General features: G+C 45.8%; 17 protein-coding genes. 10 read left to right on the forward strand and 7 right to left on the reverse strand.

What is annotated here, in order from left to right; translation table 11 throughout:
- Positions 1–4: 4 nt before the first annotated feature.
- The 3 genes from FOC72_RS10860 to FOC72_RS10870 all read left to right on the forward strand — a co-directional run bounded on the left by FOC72_RS10860 (position 5) and on the right by FOC72_RS10870 (position 3,063).
- Positions 5–217 carry a hypothetical protein gene (locus FOC72_RS10860; RefSeq protein WP_002894127.1) on the forward strand — a complete coding sequence of 71 codons (213 nt, stop codon included), beginning with the start codon at positions 5–7 and terminating at the stop codon, positions 215–217.
- Positions 218–386: 169 nt separating this feature from the next.
- Complete coding sequence (gene aspS / locus FOC72_RS10865) at positions 387–2,141, forward strand: aspartate--tRNA ligase (protein ID WP_002894125.1); 1,755 nt, start codon at positions 387–389, stop codon at positions 2,139–2,141.
- Positions 2,128–3,063 (forward strand): YitT family protein, encoded by a 936-nt coding sequence (locus tag FOC72_RS10870; RefSeq protein ID WP_002894123.1) that lies wholly within the window; start codon positions 2,128–2,130, stop codon positions 3,061–3,063. The genes aspS and FOC72_RS10870 overlap by 14 nt, the downstream gene beginning before the upstream one ends.
- A gap of 35 nt (positions 3,064–3,098) precedes the next feature.
- Here the strand turns inward: FOC72_RS10870 and pulA are convergent, their stop codons facing one another.
- Positions 3,099–5,177, reverse strand: coding sequence for a type I pullulanase (gene pulA, locus FOC72_RS10875; protein WP_002894121.1), 2,079 nt, complete (start codon positions 5,175–5,177; stop codon positions 3,099–3,101).
- A gap of 117 nt (positions 5,178–5,294) precedes the next feature.
- Entirely contained in the window at positions 5,295–6,278 is a 984-nt protein-coding gene (locus FOC72_RS10880; protein ID WP_002894119.1) for a LacI family DNA-binding transcriptional regulator, read from the reverse strand.
- Positions 6,279–6,713: 435 nt separating this feature from the next.
- Between FOC72_RS10880 and malQ the strand changes: the two genes are divergently transcribed.
- The 4 genes from malQ to nrdI all read left to right on the forward strand — a co-directional run bounded on the left by malQ (position 6,714) and on the right by nrdI (position 11,771).
- Entirely contained in the window at positions 6,714–8,225 is a 1,512-nt protein-coding gene (gene malQ, locus FOC72_RS10885; RefSeq protein WP_002894118.1) for a 4-alpha-glucanotransferase, read from the forward strand.
- A 33-nt stretch (positions 8,226–8,258) separates the two neighbouring features.
- Positions 8,259–10,520 carry a glycogen/starch/alpha-glucan family phosphorylase gene (gene glgP / locus FOC72_RS10890; protein WP_002894115.1) on the forward strand — a complete coding sequence of 754 codons (2,262 nt, stop codon included), beginning with the start codon at positions 8,259–8,261 and terminating at the stop codon, positions 10,518–10,520.
- Positions 10,521–10,701: 181 nt separating this feature from the next.
- The gene (locus FOC72_RS10895) at positions 10,702–11,220 is read left to right on the forward strand and encodes an ABC transporter permease (protein ID WP_002894113.1); all 519 of its coding nucleotides are present in this window, start codon (positions 10,702–10,704) and stop codon (positions 11,218–11,220) included.
- Between the two features lie 62 nt (positions 11,221–11,282).
- Positions 11,283–11,771: a class Ib ribonucleoside-diphosphate reductase assembly flavoprotein NrdI gene (nrdI, locus tag FOC72_RS10900; protein ID WP_002894111.1), complete on the forward strand. Its 489-nt coding sequence runs from the start codon at positions 11,283–11,285 to the stop codon at positions 11,769–11,771.
- Between the two features lie 31 nt (positions 11,772–11,802).
- On the opposite strand, the gene argS is transcribed toward nrdI, so the two are convergent.
- Positions 11,803–13,491, reverse strand: a complete 1,689-nt coding sequence (gene argS, locus FOC72_RS10905; protein ID WP_002894109.1) for an arginine--tRNA ligase — start codon at positions 13,489–13,491, stop codon at positions 11,803–11,805.
- A gap of 300 nt (positions 13,492–13,791) precedes the next feature.
- On the opposite strand from argS, the gene argR reads away from it, so the two are divergent.
- Together argR and mutS are read left to right on the forward strand one after the other, a co-directional pair.
- Entirely contained in the window at positions 13,792–14,229 is a 438-nt protein-coding gene (gene argR / locus FOC72_RS10910; protein ID WP_002894105.1) for an arginine repressor, read from the forward strand.
- A gap of 78 nt (positions 14,230–14,307) precedes the next feature.
- On the forward strand, positions 14,308–16,857 hold the full coding sequence (mutS, locus tag FOC72_RS10915) for a DNA mismatch repair protein MutS (RefSeq protein WP_002894103.1): 2,550 nt from the start codon (positions 14,308–14,310) through the stop codon (positions 16,855–16,857).
- A 48-nt stretch (positions 16,858–16,905) separates the two neighbouring features.
- On the opposite strand, the gene FOC72_RS10920 is transcribed toward mutS, so the two are convergent.
- Together FOC72_RS10920 and FOC72_RS10925 are read right to left on the reverse strand one after the other, a co-directional pair.
- Positions 16,906–17,376 carry a DUF3021 family protein gene (locus FOC72_RS10920; RefSeq protein WP_002894101.1) on the reverse strand — a complete coding sequence of 157 codons (471 nt, stop codon included), beginning with the start codon at positions 17,374–17,376 and terminating at the stop codon, positions 16,906–16,908.
- A complete protein-coding gene (locus tag FOC72_RS10925) occupies positions 17,373–17,813 on the reverse strand; it encodes a LytTR family DNA-binding domain-containing protein (protein ID WP_002894100.1) in 441 nt (146 codons plus the stop codon). Before FOC72_RS10925 ends, FOC72_RS10920 begins: the two co-directional genes overlap by 4 nt.
- A gap of 184 nt (positions 17,814–17,997) precedes the next feature.
- On the opposite strand from FOC72_RS10925, the gene mutL reads away from it, so the two are divergent.
- On the forward strand, positions 17,998–19,941 hold the full coding sequence (gene mutL / locus FOC72_RS10930; RefSeq protein WP_032914008.1) for a DNA mismatch repair endonuclease MutL: 1,944 nt from the start codon (positions 17,998–18,000) through the stop codon (positions 19,939–19,941).
- A 35-nt stretch (positions 19,942–19,976) separates the two neighbouring features.
- Here the strand turns inward: mutL and FOC72_RS10935 are convergent, their stop codons facing one another.
- Both FOC72_RS10935 and FOC72_RS10940 read right to left on the reverse strand, forming a co-directional pair.
- Positions 19,977–20,498: an RDD family protein gene (locus FOC72_RS10935; RefSeq protein ID WP_002894097.1), complete on the reverse strand. Its 522-nt coding sequence runs from the start codon at positions 20,496–20,498 to the stop codon at positions 19,977–19,979.
- Positions 20,482–20,988, reverse strand: coding sequence for a helix-turn-helix domain-containing protein (locus FOC72_RS10940; protein WP_032914287.1), 507 nt, complete (start codon positions 20,986–20,988; stop codon positions 20,482–20,484). Before FOC72_RS10940 ends, FOC72_RS10935 begins: the two co-directional genes overlap by 17 nt.
- Between the last annotated feature and the right edge of the window lie 142 nt (positions 20,989–21,130).

Genomic DNA, 21,130 nt, shown 5'->3' on the forward strand with positions numbered 1-21,130 from the left:
GGGAATGATGAAGAAAATATTATCGGTGGTTGTGGTGCAGGGCTTGGCTATCTTTGTGATTACTGGTCTGCTTTGTTTATTTATGAGGGGGGATTTTTTCTTCCGTGCTTTGGCGCCGATTTTTGGTCTGGCAGCGGGAGGGTTTCGCTTTGTGACAGCCATGGTGACAAAAGCGTTTGCGCCTAGTCTCTATGAGGATAGCAAGAAAAAGGAATAATCTATAGAGTAGACAGTAGGTCTGGGGTCTTTGCCTCAGGCCTTTTGTCATAATTGTCAGCATTAGTCATGTGAAGCTTTAATATTTTTCAGAAAAAGAACGGACAGAAGGGCTTTCTTAGGCGCTTTGTGGTAAAATAGTAACAGAATTAAAAATTTGGAGAGTAAAGATGAAACGTTCTATGTATGCTGGGCGTGTCCGCAAGGACCATGTTGGTCAGGAAGTCACTTTGAAGGGCTGGGTAGCCCGCCGTCGGGATTTGGGCGGTCTGATTTTCATTGATTTGCGCGATCGCGAAGGCATTATGCAGCTGGTCATCAATCCTGAGACAGTGGCTGCTGAAGTCATGGCGACCGCAGAAAGCCTGCGCAGTGAGTATGTGCTAGAGGTGACAGGTAAGGTGGCTGCGCGTGAGCAGGTCAATGACAAGCTGGCGACAGGAAGCGTGGAGCTGCATGTGGAAAACCTGACTGTCTTAAATACAGCTAAGACGACGCCTTTTGAAATCAAAGACGGCATTGAGGTGAATGACGATACGCGTTTGCGTTACCGTTATCTGGACTTGCGCCGGCCAGAGATGCTGGAAAACTTCAAGCTCCGTGCCAAGGTGACTCACTCTATCCGCAATTATCTAGATGAGCTGGAGTTCCTTGATGTGGAAACGCCTTTCCTATCTAAGTCAACGCCAGAAGGAGCGCGTGATTACTTGGTGCCTAGTCGGGTCCATCAGGGACATTTTTACGCTCTGCCCCAGAGCCCGCAGATTACCAAGCAACTCTTGATGAACGCTGGTTTTGACCGTTATTACCAGATTGTTAAATGCTTCCGGGACGAGGACTTGCGAGGTGACCGCCAGCCAGAGTTTACTCAGGTGGACTTGGAGACTTCTTTCTTGTCTGAACAGGAGATTCAGGACATTACAGAGGGCTTGATTGCTCGTGTGATGAAAGAGACCAAGGGTATTGAGGTGTCTCTACCTTTCCCGCGTATGAAGTATGATGATGCAATGGCTCTTTATGGGGTTGATAAGCCTGATACTCGTTTTGAGATGTTGTTGCAGGACTTGACAGATCTTGTCAAGGGAGTTGACTTCAAGGTCTTTTCAGAAGCACCAGCTGTCAAGGCAATCGTGGTGAAAAATGCTGCAGACAAATACTCTCGCAAGGATATCGACAAGTTGACAGAGCAAGCAAAACAGCATGGTGCTAAAGGTCTTGCTTGGGTGAAAGTAGCTGATAGTGAGCTGGCTGGCCCTGTTGCTAAGTTCTTGACAAACTTGACAAGTCCGTTGATAGAAGCTTTACAGCTTGAAAATAACGACCTAGTTCTCTTTGTGGCTGATACTTTGGAAGTGGCAAACGCTGCTTTGGGAGCTCTTCGTGTACGCTTGGCTAAAGAGCTGGACTTGATTGACCCTGATACATTTAACTACCTTTGGGTGGTGGATTGGCCCATGTTTGAATGGTCAGAAGAAGAGGGGCGCTACATGAGTGCCCACCATCCGTTCACCCTGCCTCAGAAAGATTCTGAGCAAGAGCTGGAAGGCGACCTGAGCAAGGTGCGGGCTGTGGCCTATGATATCGTCCTCAATGGCTATGAACTGGGCGGCGGCAGTCTTCGGATCAACCAGAAAGACTTGCAGGAGCGGATGTTCAAGGCACTTGGCTTCTCAGCTCAAGAAGCTGCTGAGCAGTTTGGCTTCCTTCTGGAGGCTATGGACTATGGTTTTCCACCGCATGGTGGCTTGGCTCTGGGCTTGGACCGCTTTGTGATGCTGCTGGCTGGTGAAGAAAATATCCGCGAAGTCATCGCCTTTCCGAAAAATAATAAGGCTTCTGATCCAATGACACAGGCACCTAGTCCAGTGTCGGTCGCTCAACTAGAGGAATTAAGTTTACAAGTGGAAGCACATGAAGAAGACTAATTTTTATAAACTCTTTCGCTATTATGTCCGCAGGTTTGCTTATAATTTTAAGATTTTGCGGTCTTTAAAGAGTATCTCGCGTGAGAAGTACGATGAGAAGATTTCTGCCTCGCTTGTCTATGGCTTTTTGTCAGCTGTAGCAGTCAATTTCTTCTTTCAACCGGGGCATGTTTATTCCAGCGGGGCGACTGGTCTGGCGCAGGTCATTACTGCCCTTAGTACTCGTTTCTTAGGTTTTACCATTCCGGTTTCTGTGACTTTTTACGCCATCAATATTCCACTGATGATTCTGGCCTGGTACCAGATTGGGCATAAGTTTACCATTTTCACCTTTATCACGGTTACCATGAGCTCGCTTTTTATCCAGTTTGTGCCAGAAGTGACTTTGACTGATAATCCTATTATCAACGCCCTTTTCGGTGGTGTGGTCATGGGCACGGGGATTGGCTTTGCCCTTAAGTCCAGCATTTCCAGCGGTGGGACTGATATTGTTAGTCTGACTGTTCGGAAAAAAACGGGCCGGAATGTCGGGAATATTTCCTTGATTGTCAATGGGATTATTATGCTGATTGCGGGTTTGACCTTTGGCTGGGAGTATGCGCTGTACTCCATGATTACTATTTTTGTATCAAGCCGGGTGACGGATGCTGTCTTTACCAAGCAGAAGCGTATGCAAGCCATGATTATCACCAGCCATCCAGACAGAGTGATTGATAAGATTCACAACAAGCTGCATCGTGGGGCGACAGTTATTCATGGCGCCGAGGGAACTTATAATCATGAGAAAAAAGCTGTTCTGGTGACAGTTATTACCCGAGCTGAGTTTAATGAATTCAAGCAAATCATGAAGCATACAGACCCAGCTGCCTTTGTCTCCGTTGCAGACAATGTCCATATCTTGGGACTTTTTGTGGAGGAGTGAATAGTACACAAAAAAAAGAGACCTAGTCTCTTTTTTTATGATTTCAAAACAATCAACTGCTTGCCAGCTAGGCTGTAATTGTCAGCTAGCGGTGCAATTGGTTTTTGGACATCAATGGCTGGATACTGGAGATGCAATCTTTGCTTGTTTTTATTTTCGTAGTCAGCCTCTTGGTTGCCAAAGTTGATGACAATGGTCATGCTCTCTTTCCTGTCTTGAATTTTGTACTCCAATAAACTGTCTGTCAGCCAGTTGACCTGACAGGCTTGCTTGATAGCGGTGCTGGTCTTTAGATGCAGTAGCGGGTGTGCCCTGCGAAAGGCAATCAGCTTTTTAAGAAAAGCAATATCCTCTTTGTAATGCAGGGAGCGCAGCCAGTCTAGTTTATTGATTTCGTCAGGCATATTGTAGGTGTTGTCAATCAGATTTTTAGTCCGGAAAAATTCCTGACCGCTGTGGATAAAGGGTACGCCCTGGGCCAGCAGAACGAGATGGAGAGCCAGCCGCGAATTGGCCAGCCGATCCCGCAAGGTGATAGCAGGGTTGACGATATCAAAGTAGTCAAAAACCGTTGCATTATCATGGCACTCCACATAATTAATAGCCTGCTGGGGCGCTATGAAGTGAGCCTCGCCTTTTAGGCCGACATTGGCTGTCAGGACATTTTCAAGCTGACTGGCAGGAGTCTTGCTCTCGATTTGCCGGCCTTGGGCGATGGTCTGCTTGAGACTGTCGCGAAAATGGTCGCTGAAAAACCCATAATCCGGAAGCTGGGCAGCATTGTACTGATGAGCCAAATGCTCACTTGCCAGTCCAGTATCCATCTGCCAGCCTTCACCATAGAGATAGATGTTAGGATAGAGCGCCTTGAGCTCGTCGGCTATTTGCTGCATGGTTTGGATATCTAAAATCCCCATCAGATCAAAGCGGAAACCGTCAAAGCCATAGAGGCTGACCCATTGTTTGACCGACTGCTTGATATAGCGGTGGACCATAGCCTTCTCACTGGCTACATCATTGCCGCAGAAAGTTCCGTTGGTCCGGTAGCCCATGTCATTGAGACGGAAAAAATAGCCGGGCACGATTTTTTCAAAAGCATAGCTGTTGGCATCATAGACATGATTGTAGACCACATCCATGATGACGCTGATATCAGCATTGTGGTAGGCAGAAATGGCCGCCTGCAACTCTCTGATGCGGGCATAAGGGTCTCGCGGATCGCTGGCAAAACTGCCGTCTGGGACATTGTACTGGACAGGATCGTAGCCCCAGTTGTAGACGAGCTCTGGATGCTTTTCATCAACGCTGCCAAAGTCATAGACGGGCATGAGCTGCACATGGCTGATACCCAGCTCTTTCAGATAGTCCAGACCGAACTTCTGGCCGTGAACGACTGGAGATTCGCTCAGCGAGGCAAACTTCCCGGGATAGGAGAAGCCAGCTTCTTTCTGCATAGAGAAATCGCGGACGCTCATTTCATAAATGACGGCTTCTGTCGGATTCAACTGTGTTTTTGCTCGTTTGATAGGCTTTTTAATCTTGTCTAGATTAATGACATAGCTGTTGCCCGAATTAACATCTGAGGATAGGGCGTAGGGATCATGGACTTCTACCCACTTGCCATTGATCTTATGGAGATAAGAATAGGAGGCTCCCTCTAAATCTCCCTCAATCCGGGTATGCCAGACTCCCTTATCCAGACGTTTGAGATGGTGGACCTGGTCTTTCAGATGCAGGAGGACTTTTTCGGAAATCGGCGCCCAGAGTCTGAAGTCGGTGGCTTGGGGACTGTATTGAGCTCCCAAATCGTCGCCTGCATAGTCAAAAATCTCATCGAAAGTAGGCTTTTTCACGATATGTCGGTACTGTAGGTCGGTATGATTGCGGTCTTGGTCATAGACCTTGTAGGACTGCGTCAGGTCAATGGGCTCATTAGCCGACACGGTGTAGATAATTCGCTCTTCCTGATTGTTGATGTTTTTGATGGTTAAAGGGCTGGAGCTGTGCTTGTCTTCCAGTGTAAAATGGATGGAGTAGGCTTCAAAGCTCTTTTCCAGTTCGATGGTGATGATGTTTTCGTCATCTAAATAGGCTTGAAAAATACGAAAGGCCATGTTTTTCCTCTTTCTTTGTCGGTTTCTCTTCGTGTAATTGTTTTGAGTTTGGGCTCTGCCCTGGGTTGGGACAAGGCCGTTCTGTGAATCGTTGATAAATGAGCAAAAGCACTCGGATTAGCGAGTGCTGATGCTATGCGGGATCAACTGGCGATAGCAGATTTGCTTGTCTTCTTTATTGTCCTTGATGATTTGGAAGAGGGTCCGGAAGGATTCTTTCCCAAGCTCAAGGGCATTGATATCGATATAAGCATCCACATCAATCCGTGGTTTGAGAGAATCAAAGGTGATAATGGGAATATGGTAGTCCTGATCTTTGAGATAGTGCAGGGCTCCTTCTGCTACCAAGGTATCAGAGGTCACGATGGCTTCAATCTCATCTAGCGGCAGCTCCTCCATAATCTTGTAACTGTTGTCTTCCAGAAGGAAACCGAAGGCAAATTTGATAATGCGTTCATCCAAAGGCCGTTCTGCTTCATTCAGGGCTTGCTTGTAGCCTGTGTAACGATCTTGAGAAACAACCAGCTCCTTATTCCCAGCCAGAAAGGCAATTTTCTGATAGCCCTTGTCAAGGAAATATCTGGTTGCGTCATAGCCAGCCTTGATATTGTCGTTGTCCACTAGAGAGATGAAAGGTGAGACAGCTTTCCCTAGGATAAGGAAAGGAAAGTTGTTTCTGACTGCAAAGTCGACCAAAGGATCGTCCTGCTTAGAATAAAGGAAGATCAGTCCGTCAACTCGCTTGCCCAAAATCATCTGCTTCAGATTTTCCAAGCGGTGCTCTTCATCTTGCCCAGTACTGATCTGGATGGCATAGTCATAGTCAGAAGCGATTTGAGAAATCCCCCGCAATACAGTTGGGAAGAAAGGGTTTTGATAGAAGACATCTGAGTCGTCCGGCAGGACCAAGCCGATGACCTGGCTGGATTGGCTGACCAGACTTCTGGCATTGAGATTGGGATGATAGTCCAGTTCCTTCATAGCAGCACGGACCCGTTTTTTGGTTTCTTCACTGATGGTTGATTTGTTTTGCACGACGCGGGTCACAGTAGAGGGTGACACGCCTGCTAGTTTTGCGACTTCTTTGATAGTAACTCGCATAAAAACCTCCTAAAGGCCTGCATTTGCTGGAAATCCTTTCTATAACATCAACTATTTTAAACCCACTAGTAGAAGCACTTGCTTTCTATGAGTCATGCAAACCTATGCCCAAAATGGCTATCATAATCAGTGATTTTGCCTAACTATTATGGTTGAAAAAGCAAGTATAAAGCAGTTTCTCAGTAAACGCAAACGTTTTCTGTTTGTAAGAACATTTTAACACAAAAAGAGAACGCTTGCAAGAAGAGAAAAATGGTAAACAATTGGGGCAGTAGGAGAGTCCTAAAAGAGCATTATATCCATTAACCAATAAATTGAAAAAAATCTCAAAAACCCCTTGCACTTAAAAAAAAAATAGGTTATAATCAAGTCGACGCAAACGTTTGCATTAAGTAAAAATGAAAAGGCGTAGAGGAAAAATAACGAGGTGACAAAATGAAAAAACGTCAAAGCGGCGTGCTCATGCACATTTCATCCCTTCCGGGCAAGTACGGTATCGGATCTTTTGGCCAAAGTGCTTATGATTTTGTAGACTTCTTGGTTCGCACCAAGCAGCGCTATTGGCAGATTTTGCCACTGGGAACGACCAGTTATGGTGACTCTCCTTATCAGTCTTTCTCTGCTTTTGCGGGAAATACCTACTTTATCGATTTTGATATTCTGATAGAAGAAGGTTTGCTGAACGAGGTAGATGTTAAGGGAGCTGATTTCGGAGATGATCCTAGAAAAGTGGATTATGCAAAGATTTTCGATGCTCGCCGTCCAATCATGGAAAAAGCAGTAGCTCGCTTCTTGAAAGCAGGCGATCTGCCTGACTATGAGAACTTTGTGAAGCAAAATGCAGCTTGGCTGGAAGTTTTCGCTGAGTACATGGCTATCAAAGAGCATTTTGATAATCTAGCTTGGACAGAGTGGCCGGATGAAGCTATCCGCCGCCGTGAGGCTGCTAGCCTCGCTTCATACCGTGAGAAGCTGGCTGACAAGCTAACTTATCATCGTGTAACCCAGTATCTCTTCTTTAAGCAGTGGTTAAGATTAAAAGCCTATGCTAATGAACATCACATCGAGATTGTCGGAGATATGCCAATCTATGTGGCAGCTGATAGTGCTGATGTGTGGGCACAGCCGCACTTCTTTAAGACAGATGCTGTTGGTAAGCCGACTTGTGTGGCAGGCTGTCCGCCAGATGAATTTTCAGAAACTGGCCAGCTTTGGGGCAACCCTATCTATGACTGGGAAGCTATGGATAAGGATGGTTATGCTTGGTGGATTGAGCGTCTGCGTGAAAGCTTCAAGATTTACGACATTGTCCGTATCGACCACTTCCGCGGCTTTGAGTCTTACTGGGAAGTACCTGCTGGCTCAGAAACATCTGCTTCTGGTAAGTGGGTCAAAGGTCCTGACTACAAGCTCTTTGCAGCGGTTAAGGAAGCCTTGGGTGATTTGAATATCATCGCAGAAGACCTAGGCTTTATGACGGACGAAGTGATCGAGCTGCGCGAGCGCACTGGTTTCCCAGGAATGAAGATCTTGCAATTTGCCTTCAATCCTGATGATGAAAGCATCGACAGCCCGCATCTGGCGCCAAACAACTCAGTTATGTATACCGGAACCCATGATAACAATACTGTTCTGGGCTGGTACAAGGATGAGATTGACGACGCTACTCGCCAGTACATGGCACAGTACACCAACCGTAAGGAGTACGAAACAGTACCTCATGCAATGCTGCGTACAATCTTTGCTTCAGTCAGCTTTATGGCCATTGCGACCATGCAAGACCTGCTGGAATTAGACAGTGCGGCACGGATGAACTATCCATCCACAATTGGCGGCAACTGGACTTGGCGGATGACAGCTGAAGAGCTGAATCCAATCGTCGAAGGTGAGCTTTACAGCTTGACCAAGACTTACCGTCGTATGAATACCGATTTAATTAACGAATAAAGAACAGCCGAATCAGGCTTGAAGGGATTAATCATGTCAAACTTACAAACTTATATCAAAAATACTTATTCAAAAAATCTTGCTGATTGCAGCAACGAAGAACTCTACCTGGCTCTTTTGAACTACACTAAATTAGCCAGCGCTCAAAAGCCAGTCAACACTGGTAAGAAAAAACTCTACTATATCTCAGCAGAGTTCCTGATTGGTAAACTCTTGTCTAACAACTTGATCAATCTTGGACTTTACGATGATGTGAAGCAAGAGTTGGCAGATGCTGGTAAAGACTTGATCGAAGTAGAAGAAGTTGAGTTGGAGCCGTCTCTGGGTAACGGAGGCTTGGGCCGTCTGGCTGCCTGCTTCTTGGACTCTATTGCGACACTTGGTCTCAATGGTGATGGTGTAGGACTGAACTACCATTTCGGTCTTTTCCAACAGGTTTTGAAAAACAACGAACAGACAACTATTCCTAACTTCTGGCTGACTGAGCAAAACTGGTTGGTTCGCTCTAGCCGCAGCTACCAAGTGCCATTTGCTCACTTCACTCTGACATCTACTCTTTATGATATTGATGTGCCAGGCTACAAGACAGAAACTAAGAACCGTCTTCGTCTCTTTGATTTGGACTCAGTGGATGCAGATATCATCACAGACGGTATTGACTTTGATAAGACAGATATCGCTCGCAACTTGACCCTCTTCCTCTATCCAGATGATAGTGACAAGCAAGGGGAATTGCTCCGTATCTTCCAGCAGTACTTTATGGTTTCAAATGGTGCTCAGCTGATTATTGACGAAGCGATTGAAAAAGGCAGCAACCTGCACGACTTGGCAGACTATGCTGTCATCCAAATCAATGATACCCACCCATCTCTGGTTATCCCAGAAATGATTCGTCTCTTGACTGAGCGTGGTTTGGATCTGGATGAAGCAATTGCCATCGTACAGAAGATGACTGCTTATACGAACCACACAATTCTGGCAGAAGCTCTTGAAAAATGGCCTCTGGAATTCTTGAAAGAAGTAGTACCGCACCTGGTACCAATCATCAAAGAGCTTGACAAGCGCGTTAAAGCTAAATACGCAGATCCAGCAGTGCAAATCATTGATGAAGACGATCGTGTGCACATGGCTCACATGGATATCCACTACGGATACAGTGTCAATGGGGTTGCTGCTCTGCATACAGAAATCCTAAAAAACTCTGAGCTCAAAGCCTTCTACGATATCTACCCTGAAAAATTCAATAACAAGACCAACGGTATTACTTTCCGCCGCTGGCTCATGCATGCCAACCCACGTCTGTCTCATTATCTGGATGAGTTGCTGGGTCGCGACTGGCACCATGACGCAACTAAGCTCGAAGGCTTGTTGGAATTCACTGGCGCTGCAAATGTTAAAGAAAAATTGGAAGGCATTAAGGCTCACAACAAGCGTAAATTGGCTCGTCACTTGAAGGAAGCCCAAGGTGTGGAAATCAATCCAGACTCTATCTTTGATATCCAAATCAAGCGTCTGCATGAGTACAAGCGCCAACAAATGAACGCTCTGTACGTTATCCACAAGTATCTGGACATCAAGGCTGGTAACATCCCTGCTCGTCCAATCACTGTCTTCTTCGGTGGTAAGGCTGCTCCTGCTTACACAATTGCACAGGACATCATCCACCTCATTCTTTGCTTGTCAGAAGTGATTGCTAATGACCCTAAAGTGGCTCCACATCTGCAAGTAGTTATGGTAGAAAACTACAACGTTACAGCATCTAGCTTCTTGATTGCAGCTGGTGACATTTCTGAGCAGATTTCCCTGGCTTCTAAGGAAGCATCTGGTACTGGTAACATGAAGTTCATGCTTAACGGTGCTTTGACTCTTGGTACTATGGACGGAGCGAACGTTGAGATTGCAGAGCTGGTCGGCGAAGACAACATCTACATCTTCGGTGAAGATTCTGAGACTGTTATTGACCTCTACGCAAAATCTGCTTACAAGTCTAGTGAGTACTATGCGCGCGAAGCTATCAAGCCATTGGTTGACTTTATCGTCAGCGATGAAGTATTGGCAGTCGGTAAAGCTGAACGCTTGGAACGTCTTTACAATGAGCTGATTAGCAAGGACTGGTTCATGACCTTGCTGGATCTGGAAGACTATATCCAAGTGAAAGAGCGCATGCTGGCGGACTACGAAGACCGCGATGCTTGGATGGACAAAGTCATCGTCAATATCGCTAAAGCTGGCTTCTTCTCATCTGACCGTACTATCGCTCAATACGAAGAAGAAGTATGGCACTTGAATAGCTAATATTCTTTAAATCAAAACAAAAGCCGAGACAGCAGTGTTTCGGCTTTGATTTTTTAATCGAAGATATGAATAAGGATTTAGCTATTGTGTGGGCTTCTGAAAAGATGAAAGCCTCTTGGTCTTGTCAGCTTTTTCTTTTCGGTGTATAATAAGTGAAAATATTTCTTTACAGGAGGCGTTCATGAAAAAGAAACCAATTTATCTTTATGTTTTGCTGGTCTTGTCAGCAATCGGAACTTTACTGGGAGTATGGAGCCGTTTTTTCTCAAAGTTTTCTGAGGTAGATTATACACAAATCGGTTTCTCAAAAGAGTTAAGTGATCAGACAAATCAGTTTAATAAACTTTATTTTGAATTTCTTCGCAATGGAATGAATATGCTGATTTTTTTCGTTATGACGGCTCTGTTAATAGCATCTATCGTCTTTTTGGTTAGAAAAAATCTGCAGATGGCTAATATTAGCTATATCGTTTATATACTAGTCAGTTTGCTATCTCAGGTTTACGTCTATATTTCATCGAAAGGGATTGTTGGCAAGGTATTTACAAGCCCTGAGAACGTTGCAACGCATTCAAACAGTCTTCTTTTAGGAACAGTGCTTGGCTTTGTTATCAGTTTAATTTATCTTTCCATCGTCATCTTTAAGTTAATTCAGCAGCAGAAAGAGGCTGAAAAAGCGGAACTAGCTGCAAGCGAATAATATTTGACAAATAACAGATAAGTGCTTACAATTTTAAGAAGCAATATCTGTTATTTTTTAGAATGGAGAGTAAAATGACAAAGGTTTCCTTGGTTTACATCAGCCTGAGCGGCAATACAGAGAGTTTCGTCCGTCGGCTGACAGACTATTTGCTGGAGCAGCATCCAAGCCTAGAAGTAGAGAAGATTCATATCAAAGACATGGTAAAGGAAGGGCAGCCCTTTTTTGAAATGGACAATCCTTTTATCGCTTTTTTGCCGACTTATCTGGAGGGTGGCAATGGTGTGGACAATGGCGATGTAGAAATTCTGACAACCGATGTAGGGGACTTTATTGCCTATGGTCAGAATGCCAGCAAGTGTTTGGGGGTCATTGGCAGTGGCAATCGTAACTTTAACAACCAATATTGTCTGACCGCCAAGCAATATTCAGAGCGCTTCGGATTTCCGGTTTTGGCTGATTTTGAAATGCGTGGCATGTTGGGAGACATTAAGAAAGTTGCGGGGATTATTGAGGAGCTCTATCATATTGAAAAAAACGAAAACCAGTGAGGTTTTCGTTTTTTGATGTTCTAAATCAAGCTTACATCTTTTCTGGGGCTTCTACTCCCAGCAAACGCAGAGCTTCTTTGAGGACAACAGCTGTTGAGTAGCTGAGAGCCAGACGGCTGTCGCGCTCAGGGCTTTCATCCAGAATCCGCGTGTGTGCATAGTATTTGTTAAAGGCTTGAGCCAAGCTAATAGCGTATTTGGCAATCAGAGATGGCTCATAGTTATCAGCAGCACGCTTGACAACACGGCCGAAGTCTTGGAGCAGCTTGATAATTTCCCAGCTTTCTGGATCGTTTAGGCTGTACGTAGCCTTTGCATCTGGATGGAAGTTAGCCTTGCGCAGGATAGACTGGATACGAGCATAAGCATACTGGATGTAAGGACCTGTTTCTCCCTCGAAAGAAACCATGGCTTCCAAATCAAAGTCGTAACCATTGCGACGGTCGGTTTTGAGGTCGTAGAACTTAACCGCTCCGACTCCAACTGCGCGAGCAACAGCTTCCTTGTTTTCCAAATCTGGGTTTTTAGCTTCAATCTGGCTCTTAGCCCGGCTGATAGCTTCCAGCAGAGTTGGTTCGAGGAGGATGATGTTTCCTTTACGTGTAGACAGTTTTTGACGGTTCTTAGTCACTAGACCGAAGTCAACGTGAATCATGTCGTCGCTCCAGTCAAAGCCCATCTTTTTCAGAACGGCCTTGAGCTGTCTAAAGTGGTTGGCCTGCTCTTGACCTACAACATAGACATTTTTGACAAAGTTGTATGTGCGAGCCCGGTAGATGGCTGTTGCAATATCCCGTGTGATGTAGAGGGTAGCACCGTCTGATTTTTTAATCATAGCAGGCGGAAGGTTAAAGTCTTCCAAGTCTACAATGCTAGCTCCTTTTGATTCCTGCAGGAGACCCTTGTCTTCAAGGATTTGAATCCCTTCGTCCATCTTGTCATTGTAAAAAGCTTCACCATTTAGACTGTCAAACTCGACACCTAGGAGTTCGTAGATACGGTTGAATTCTGTCAGACTTTCGTCGCGGAACCATTGCCAGAGCTCAGTTGCTTCTGGGTCGCCATCTTCCAGCTTCTTGAACCAAAGGCGGCCTTCTTCATCCAGAGATGGGTCGTTTTCAATCTCGGCATTGATACGCACGTAGAGTTTGAGGAGCTCGTCAATAGGGTTGGCTTCAACAGCTTCCTGGCTTCCCCACTTCTTATAAGCTACCATCAAGAGGCCAAACTGTTTGCCCCAGTCTCCCAAGTGGTTGATTTTGATGGTGTTGTAGCCAATCTTGCGGAAGATGTTGGAAAGAGCATCACCGATAACAGTAGAGCGCAAGTGGCCGACTGAGAAAGGCTTGGCAATGTTTGGACTGGACAGGTCAATGGTGATATTCTGATTATTTCCTTCGTTCTGCTGGCCGTAGTCAGCTCCGTCTTTGATGACTTCTTTGATGACTTGGCCAGAAATTTCAGCCTTGCTGAGGAAAAAGTTGACATAAGGACCAGTCGCAACGACTTTATCAAAATGCGCTGTATCAATCTTTTCAGCGATATCAGCAGCGATGATTTGAGGAGCTTTGCGCTCAGTCTTTGCCAGAGAAAAGGCTGGGAAGGCGATATCGCCAAGTTCAGAGCTCTTTGGCTGCTCCAATAAATTTAAAATAGTGTCTTGATCAAGGCTGTCAATAACCTTGGCCAATTCGCCGGCAATCAACTGTTTGTTATCCATATTTGCTCCTTTGTGTCTTTTGTTATTATTTTATCACATTTTTCAAGGAATCTTCAATTTTTTTGGGAATAATTTTTGGGCTAATAGGAATTTTTCTGATATAATAAGAGGGATAAGAACCTGTATTTATAGATGAGTTTTCCATCTAAATGCTTCCTTCTCTGACACTCTTGGTTAAAGTTTTTTGTTTATTCTCAGTATTCCTGCAAATCTTTGCCTAGATTGATGGAGAAGCAGTTTTTCATCGGATGGAGTATTCTTCATGAATGCAGCTTCTAAATATTCAATAATGAGGTAAAAATGAGAAAGAATGACCGTCATCAGTTAGTCAAAACGATGATTAAGGAGGAAAAGCTAGGAACGCAAAAGGAGATTCAGGATCGTCTGGAAGCGCAAGGGATTTATGTGACGCAGACTACCCTGTCGCGTGACCTTCGTGAAATTGGCCTGACCAAGGTTAAGAAGAAGGGGCTGACTTATTATGTTTTGGCGCATGAGACTGAAGAGATTGATTTTATAGAGTTTTTAGCCAAGCATGTGGAGAGTGTAGCCAGGGCAGAGTTTAGTCTGGTTCTTCGTACGGGCCTGGGAGAGGCAACAGTGCTGGCCAATGTTGTGGATAACTCGTTTGATAGCCGTATTCTGGGAACCGTTGCGGGTGCCAATACTCTTTTAGTGGTTTGCCGGGATCAGGCGGCTGCTCAGGAGATTGAAGAGCAAATACAGGAAGTGATGTAAGAGTCACAGTTTTTTCAGGAAAAATGGAGAGGTTTGAGACGGATGTCCTGACCTCGTTTGTTTTTAGAAAGGATAGAGATGGCAGTAGAAAAGTTATCGCCAGGCATGCAGCAGTATTTGGATATCAAAAAGGACTATCCAGATGCTTTCTTGCTCTTTCGGATGGGGGATTTCTATGAGTTGTTTTATGATGATGCGGTCAATGCCGCCCAGATTTTAGAGATTTCTCTCACTAGCCGAAATAAAAATGCAGAAAATCCCATTCCCATGGCCGGAGTTCCTTATCATTCGGCACAGCAGTATATTGATGTTTTGGTCGAGTCAGGCTATAAGGTAGCGATTGCGGAGCAGATGGAAGATCCCAAGGAAGCCAAGGGAGTTGTTAAGCGGGAGGTTGTTCAGGTTATCACTCCGGGGACGGTGGTGGACTCCAGTAAGCCGGACTCTGCCAATAACTTTCTGGTGGCTCTGGATTACTCAGATGGCCTCTATGGTCTGGCTTATATGGATTTGGTGACCGGTGAGTTTCAGGTGACCAGTCTAGAGGACTTTGCCTTGGTCTGCGGGGAAATCCGTAATTTGAAGGCTAGGGAAGTGGTGCTGGGCTATGCCTTGCCAGAAGCTGAAGAGCAGGTCTTGGCTGGGCAGATGAACCTTTTACTGTCCTATGTACAGACGGCCTTGGATGATGTCCAGCTGCTGGGAGAGGAACTGTCTCCGATGGAACGTCAGGCAGCGGGGAAATTGCTGGAGTATGTGCACCGGACCCAGATGAGGGAGCTCAGCCATTTAAAGAAGGCTCAGCATTATGAAATCAAGGACTTTCTGCAAATGGACTATGCCACCAAGGCGAGTCTGGATTTGACAGAAAATGCTCGCTCGGGCAAGAAGCACGGCAGTCTTTATTGGCTGATGGACGAGACTAAGACGGCCATGGGCGGCCGCATGCTGCGCTCTTGGATCCAGCGTCCGCTGATTGATGAAGCGCGAATTAGCCAGCGGCAGAATGTCGTCGAGGTTTTTCTGGATCATTTCTTTGAGCGGAGTGATTTGACGGAGAGCCTCAAGGGAGTCTATGATATCGAGCGGTTGGCTAGTCGGGTGTCTTTTGGCAAGACCAATCCCAAGGATCTGCTGCAGTTGGCAGCAACATTGGGCAATGTGCCTCAGATTAAGGCTATCTTGCAAGGAATCGGCAGCCCGCATCTAGCTCGTTTGATTGAGGGTTTGGATCCTATTTCAGAGTTGGCGGGCTTGATTAGCTCGGCCATTTCGCCGGATGCACCCCATATCATCACTGAGGGCAATATCATTCAGACCGGTTTTGATGAAACCTTGGATCAGTATCGGCTTGTGCTGAGGGAGGGGACTGGATGGATTGCGGAGCTGGAAGTCAAAGAACGTGCTAACAGTGGCATCAGCAATTTGAAGATTGATTATAATAAAAAAGATGGTTACTATTTCCATGTGACCAATTCTCAGCTGGCTCATGTGCCCAGTCATTTCTTCCGCAAGGCGACCCTGAAAAATTCGGAGCGTTTCGGAACGGAGGAGCTGGCCCGGATTGAGGGAGAGATGTTGGAGGCGCGTGAAAAATCTGCTAATTTGGAATACGAGATTTTCATGCGGATTCGCGAGGAAGCTGGCAAATACATCCAGCGCTTGCAGGCCTTGGCACAAACGCTGGCAGCTGTAGATGTCCTGCAGAGCTTTGCTGCGGTAGCAGAGCAACTACATTTGGTGCGCCCCGTCTTTACTGCAGAGCGCTGTCTGCAGATTGAAAAAGGTCGGCATGCTGTTGTGGAAAAGGTCATGGGTGCCCAAAGCTACATTCCAAATAGTATTCTGCTGGACCAGGAAACGGACATCCAGCTGATTACCGGGCCGAATATGAGCGGGAAATCGACTTATATGCGCCAGCTGGCTATCATCGTCATTATGGCACAAATGGGCTCTTATGTGCCTGCTCAGTCTGCCAGTCTGCCGCTATTCGATGCGATTTTCACTCGTATCGGTGCTGCGGATGATTTGGTATCTGGCCAGTCCACCTTTATGGTGGAGATGATGGAGGCCAATCGGGCCATTCGACAGGCCAGCGAGCGTTCGCTCATTCTCTTTGATGAGCTGGGCCGTGGGACAGCGACTTACGATGGGATGGCGCTGGCTCAGGCTATTATTGAGCATATTCATCATTATACTGGAGCCAAGACCCTCTTTGCTACCCACTATCATGAGCTGACAGCCTTAGAGAATAGCTTGGAGCATTTGGAAAATGTCCATGTGGCAACATTGGAAAAGGACGGACAGGTGACTTTCCTGCATAAGATTGAGCCTGGTCCGGCTGACAAGTCGTACGGAATCCATGTGGCGAAGATTGCCGGACTTCCTGAGAAATTACTGGAGCGGGCGGACAACATTTTGAGCCATTTGGAGAGTCAGGATACAGGACTAGGCTCAGAGCTTCCTGCTGCATCCAGACCGAAGCAGTCACAAGTGGCGGAGCAGATGTCTCTTTTCGCAGAAGGAACGGAAAATCCAATCCTGACTGAACTCCGAGACTTGGACATCTACAATATGACTCCCCTGGAAGTCATGGCAGCAGTGGCCGAGCTCAAGAAGAAGTTGTAAAAACAAAGAGCAGACTTGCTAATTTCACAAGTCTGCTCTTTTTATTTCTCACGATTTTCTAGACAAACCGCTATTGATTTTTTGAATGTTGCGGTAAGTGCGGTAGTAGATGGCACCTGAAATAATTAGATAGATGAGGGTGAATTCCCCGACGGCAGTTAGTGTCAGGCTAAGTATTTTTTCTCTTGGGAAAAATCCAGCTAGATTAGCCAAAAGTGCAAAGGTCAGAATCATCACACCATAGTGGCTAACGACGGAGCGCAGGATGCTCCAGTCTCTTTGGAAGAAGCTTCCGCTCCATCTGAAAATAGCTCCCATGATAAACCAGATAAGCAGGCAGTAGAGCATGATGAGGGAAACATGGACATGCTGGCTCAAAAAGAAGTGGCCGGTAGGAGAGCGAGGGTGCAGCGGTAGATAAGCTGGATTGTAAAAATAAGAAACAATCATGGAGAAGAAGAGACCGATGAAAATCCCTCCAATCCCTCCGAAAAAGAGTTCTTTAAGACGAGTTTTCATAATTTCAACCTTTCTTTAATGGATTTGAGATAGCGGCGGGACGAGTAAGTCTGATCGCCGTTTTTCAGAAATATTTGAATGAGGCCATTTGGAGTCAGCTTGAGATGGCTGATTTGCCGGCTGTTGATAATCTCTGACTGAGAAATCTGCAGGAAATACTCCGGCAGGACCTGCAGCAATTGATAAAGAGCTTGTTGAGCTCGATAGCTGTCTTTTGCTGTTCGAACCTGAACCTGGCGATTTTCTGTATAGATTCGGTGGATTTCCTTAGCGTTCAGCAGATAGATTTCGTCTTCTTTCTTGACATGAATCTTGTCTTCTTTGCCTAGATGTTGAGCAAAGTGGACCAATTCCTGAATGCTTTCTGTCATGAGGCGAGCCTCAATGCTGACGGAGTCTTCGGTGACTTGAGAATCGATTCTTAGCTTAACTTTCATAACTTCCTCCTTTCACCTTTATTAAACCGCAACTTGGCAGCGAAAACAAGCCCTTTTGTCTATGTGGCAGCTATTTGTGTCTATATGGTTTGGCTTGTGAGCAGAGTAGTTGAGAAAAGGTTCCCTTCTGATAGAAAGAGCCCAATGTGTTATAATAGATAGCAGAACAAATACGGAGAAAAAGATGTCAAAAATTATCGAACTTCCAGAAATTCTAGCCAATCAGATTGCGGCCGGTGAAGTCATTGAGCGGCCTAGCAGCGTGGTCAAGGAGCTAGTGGAAAATTCAATTGATGCGGGTGCAAGTCAGATTACCATCGAAATAGAGGAGGCTGGACTCAAGACTATCCAGGTAACGGATAATGGTGAAGGCATAGACCACGAAGATGTCCCTCTGGCACTTCGCCGCCATGCTACCAGTAAAATCAAGAAACAAGCGGATCTCTTTCGGATTCGGACACTGGGTTTTCGTGGTGAGGCCATTCCTTCCATTGCTTCTGTTTCGCGTTTCACCATTGAGACAGCGACTGAAGCCGGCCAGCACGGAACCCTGCTAGTTGCCCAAGGCGGTGAGATTGAAGAGCATGAGCCTACCAGCAGTCCAGTGGGAACGAAAATCAAGATTGAAGATCTCTTCTTCAATACTCCAGCCCGGCTCAAGTATATGAAGAGCCAGCAGGCTGAGCTGTCCCATATCGTTGATGTGATTAATCGGCTTAGTCTGGCCCATCCGGAAGTGGCTTTCACCCTTATCAGTGACGGCCGCGAAATGACACGGACTGCCGGCAGTGGTAATCTGCGTCAGGCTATTGCAGGAATCTATGGTTTGGCAACAGCTAAGAAAATGGTGGAAATCTCTGCATCGGATTTGGATTTTGAAGTGAGTGGCTATGTCAGTTTGCCTGAGCTGACTCGTGCGAATCGGAATTATATTACCATTCTCATCAACGGCCGCTACATTAAGAATTTCCTGCTCAATCGCGCTATTTTGGACGGCTACGGCAGCAAGCTTATGGTAGGTCGCTTTCCACTCGCGGTCATCAATATTCAGATTGACCCCTATCTGGCCGATGTCAATGTCCATCCGACCAAGCAAGAGGTGCGAATTTCTAAAGAGCGGGAACTCATGGCCTTGATTTCGCAAGCTATTGCAACCAGTCTCAAGGAGCAGGATCTTATCCCGGATGCTTTGGAAAATCTAGCCAAATCAACTGTTAAGCGTGCGACTAAGCCCGAACAGACCAGCCTCCCGCTGAAAGAAAATCGCCTCTACTACGATAAGGAGCAGAATGACTTCTTCCTCAAGCCACAGGTGGCCGAGCAGCAGCTATCCTTCGAAGAATCAGCGGAGCCTATTCATGAAGCGACAAATGAAAAAGCAGAGCCACAACCAACTTCGGTCAAATTTGCAGAGAGAAAGCCAGTTAGCTATGACCAACTAGACCATCCAGAGCTTGATCAGGTCAGTCTGGAGCGGGCTGTGGATAAGTTGGAGCAGGAAGAGAAGTCAAGCTTCCCAGAGTTAGAATATTTCGGCCAGATGCATGGCACTTATCTCTTTGCTCAGGGCAAGGGTGGTCTTTACATTATTGACCAGCATGCTGCCCAGGAGCGGGTCAAGTATGAGTATTATCGGGAGAAGATTGGAGATGTGGACAATAGCCAGCAGCAGCTCTTAGTGCCCTATATCTTTGAATTTCCAGCGGACGATATACTGCGGATCAAGCAGCGGATGGAGCTGTTAGAAGATGCTGGCATCTTTTTAGAGGAGTACGGAGCCAATCAGTTTATCCTCCGTGAGCATCCCATTTGGTTCAAGGAAGAGGAGATTGAAGCAGGTATCTATGAGATGTGTGATATGCTTCTCCTGACCAAGGAAGTTTCTATCAAGAAATATCGAGCAGAGCTGGCCATTATGATGAGCTGCAAACGCTCCATCAAGGCCAATCACAGTCTGGATGACTACTCTGCGCGTGACTTGCTCTTTCAGCTGTCCCAGTGTGACAATCCTTACAACTGCCCACACGGCCGACCGGTCTTAGTCAATTTTACCAAGTCGGATATGGAAAAAATGTTTCGCCGCATTCAGGAAAATCATACTAGCCTGCGGGAGTTGGGGAAATACTAAACTCTATAGAAGATCAAACAGCCCTAGTCATAGAACTAGAGCTGTTTTGAATTTTTGAGCTGAACTTGCGTTCCAGCAAGCAAATCAGCTGGATGGCGTTTGTCCTTGCGAAGTAGTCCCATCAGCAGAAAGATCAAGAAGAGAATACCTGCTGAAGTTGACAAGATAATTGACAGGGTATCTGCTTGATAAGCATTACGGATAGCTCCCATATGTCCCAGTTGCCAAGGGAAAAACTTGATAGCAGAGCGCAAAAGGCTGTGGGAAAGTCTCCTATGTTTGTAAACCAACTGTAAACCTGCCCAACGCTTGCCAAAACTTCCTTTTCTATAGTCTAGCCAAGCAAAGATGATAGTTAGAGGCAGGACGGAGCTAGAAAAAGCCAGAAGTTGGCTCTGAGCTTCAGTGAATGCAGGAATGCCTCCTAGAACCAGATTGTAAAAGCCCATAGCCAGTAAAAAAAGAGCAATGAGATAGCCCAAGATGAAGAGCCAGTCTCCAAGCAGCTCTTTCAGACGCGTTTTGACAGGTATGGGATTGTCAGTTTTTAGTTTCATCTTGAGCACCTTCTTTCTTAGAATCCTCATCAAGGCCTATAACCTTGTCCAAATACTTTTTCTTAATCTTTAGCGCCTTGTTAATAGCCATTGTGGATGCGATTAAGAGGAAGAAGGTCAACCAGACTAGAGCAGTGAATTTTGCTGGAAAGCTAGAACCTGCGAAAAAGAGAAAAATAGCCAAGGCTGATACAAAAATATACAGAACCTGCCAGAAGCCATAAGATTTCACTTCTTTGTAGTAGCGATCTTTTTCATCTTCCGAGAGGACGGGTTTTATTTCCGGCTTGTTGCTGTCTTCTAAAAGCAGATAATCTGTCGTCACTTGGAAAATCTTGCTCAGCTCTACAATTTTTTCGAGTTCTGGCAGCGCTTGGCCAGACTCCCACTTGGAAATGCTCTGGCGAGAGACATTGATTTGTTCAGCTAGCTTTTCTTGTGACCAGCCTTTTTCTTTTCTTAGTTCAAATAATTTATCAGCGAGTTTCATCATCGCAGCCTCCTTTTCTTTGCTAACTCTATCCTAACAGCTTTTAGTTATCTTGAGAATACAGCTTCCTGTACATTTTGTCAACCGCTGGTTGCACTTCTGTTTGCAGTTTCCAGGCAGAAAATATGATATACTAGATAGG

Source organism: Streptococcus sanguinis, assembly GCF_013343115.1.
In the GTDB taxonomy this organism is placed as follows: Bacteria; Bacillota; Bacilli; order Lactobacillales; family Streptococcaceae; genus Streptococcus; species Streptococcus sanguinis_H.

Bases quoted from the DNA above. Each gene is read 5' to 3' on its own strand.
- FOC72_RS10860 (WP_002894127.1), top strand. From the start codon at position 5: ATGATGAAGAAAATATTATCGGTGGTTGTGGTGCAGGGCTTGGCTATC.
- aspS (WP_002894125.1), top strand. From the start codon at position 387: ATGAAACGTTCTATGTATGCTGGGCGTGTCCGCAAGGACCATGTTGGT.
- FOC72_RS10870 (WP_002894123.1), top strand. From the start codon at position 2,128: ATGAAGAAGACTAATTTTTATAAACTCTTTCGCTATTATGTCCGCAGG.
- pulA (WP_002894121.1), bottom strand. From the start codon at position 5,177: ATGGCCTTTCGTATTTTTCAAGCCTATTTAGATGACGAAAACATCATC.
- FOC72_RS10880 (WP_002894119.1), bottom strand. From the start codon at position 6,278: ATGCGAGTTACTATCAAAGAAGTCGCAAAACTAGCAGGCGTGTCACCC.
- malQ (WP_002894118.1), top strand. From the start codon at position 6,714: ATGAAAAAACGTCAAAGCGGCGTGCTCATGCACATTTCATCCCTTCCG.
- glgP (WP_002894115.1), top strand. From the start codon at position 8,259: ATGTCAAACTTACAAACTTATATCAAAAATACTTATTCAAAAAATCTT.
- FOC72_RS10895 (WP_002894113.1), top strand. From the start codon at position 10,702: ATGAAAAAGAAACCAATTTATCTTTATGTTTTGCTGGTCTTGTCAGCA.
- nrdI (WP_002894111.1), top strand. From the start codon at position 11,283: ATGGAGAGTAAAATGACAAAGGTTTCCTTGGTTTACATCAGCCTGAGC.
- argS (WP_002894109.1), bottom strand. From the start codon at position 13,491: ATGGATAACAAACAGTTGATTGCCGGCGAATTGGCCAAGGTTATTGAC.
- argR (WP_002894105.1), top strand. From the start codon at position 13,792: ATGAGAAAGAATGACCGTCATCAGTTAGTCAAAACGATGATTAAGGAG.
- mutS (WP_002894103.1), top strand. From the start codon at position 14,308: ATGGCAGTAGAAAAGTTATCGCCAGGCATGCAGCAGTATTTGGATATC.
- FOC72_RS10920 (WP_002894101.1), bottom strand. From the start codon at position 17,376: ATGAAAACTCGTCTTAAAGAACTCTTTTTCGGAGGGATTGGAGGGATT.
- FOC72_RS10925 (WP_002894100.1), bottom strand. From the start codon at position 17,813: ATGAAAGTTAAGCTAAGAATCGATTCTCAAGTCACCGAAGACTCCGTC.
- mutL (WP_032914008.1), top strand. From the start codon at position 17,998: ATGTCAAAAATTATCGAACTTCCAGAAATTCTAGCCAATCAGATTGCG.
- FOC72_RS10935 (WP_002894097.1), bottom strand. From the start codon at position 20,498: ATGAAACTAAAAACTGACAATCCCATACCTGTCAAAACGCGTCTGAAA.
- FOC72_RS10940 (WP_032914287.1), bottom strand. From the start codon at position 20,988: ATGAAACTCGCTGATAAATTATTTGAACTAAGAAAAGAAAAAGGCTGG.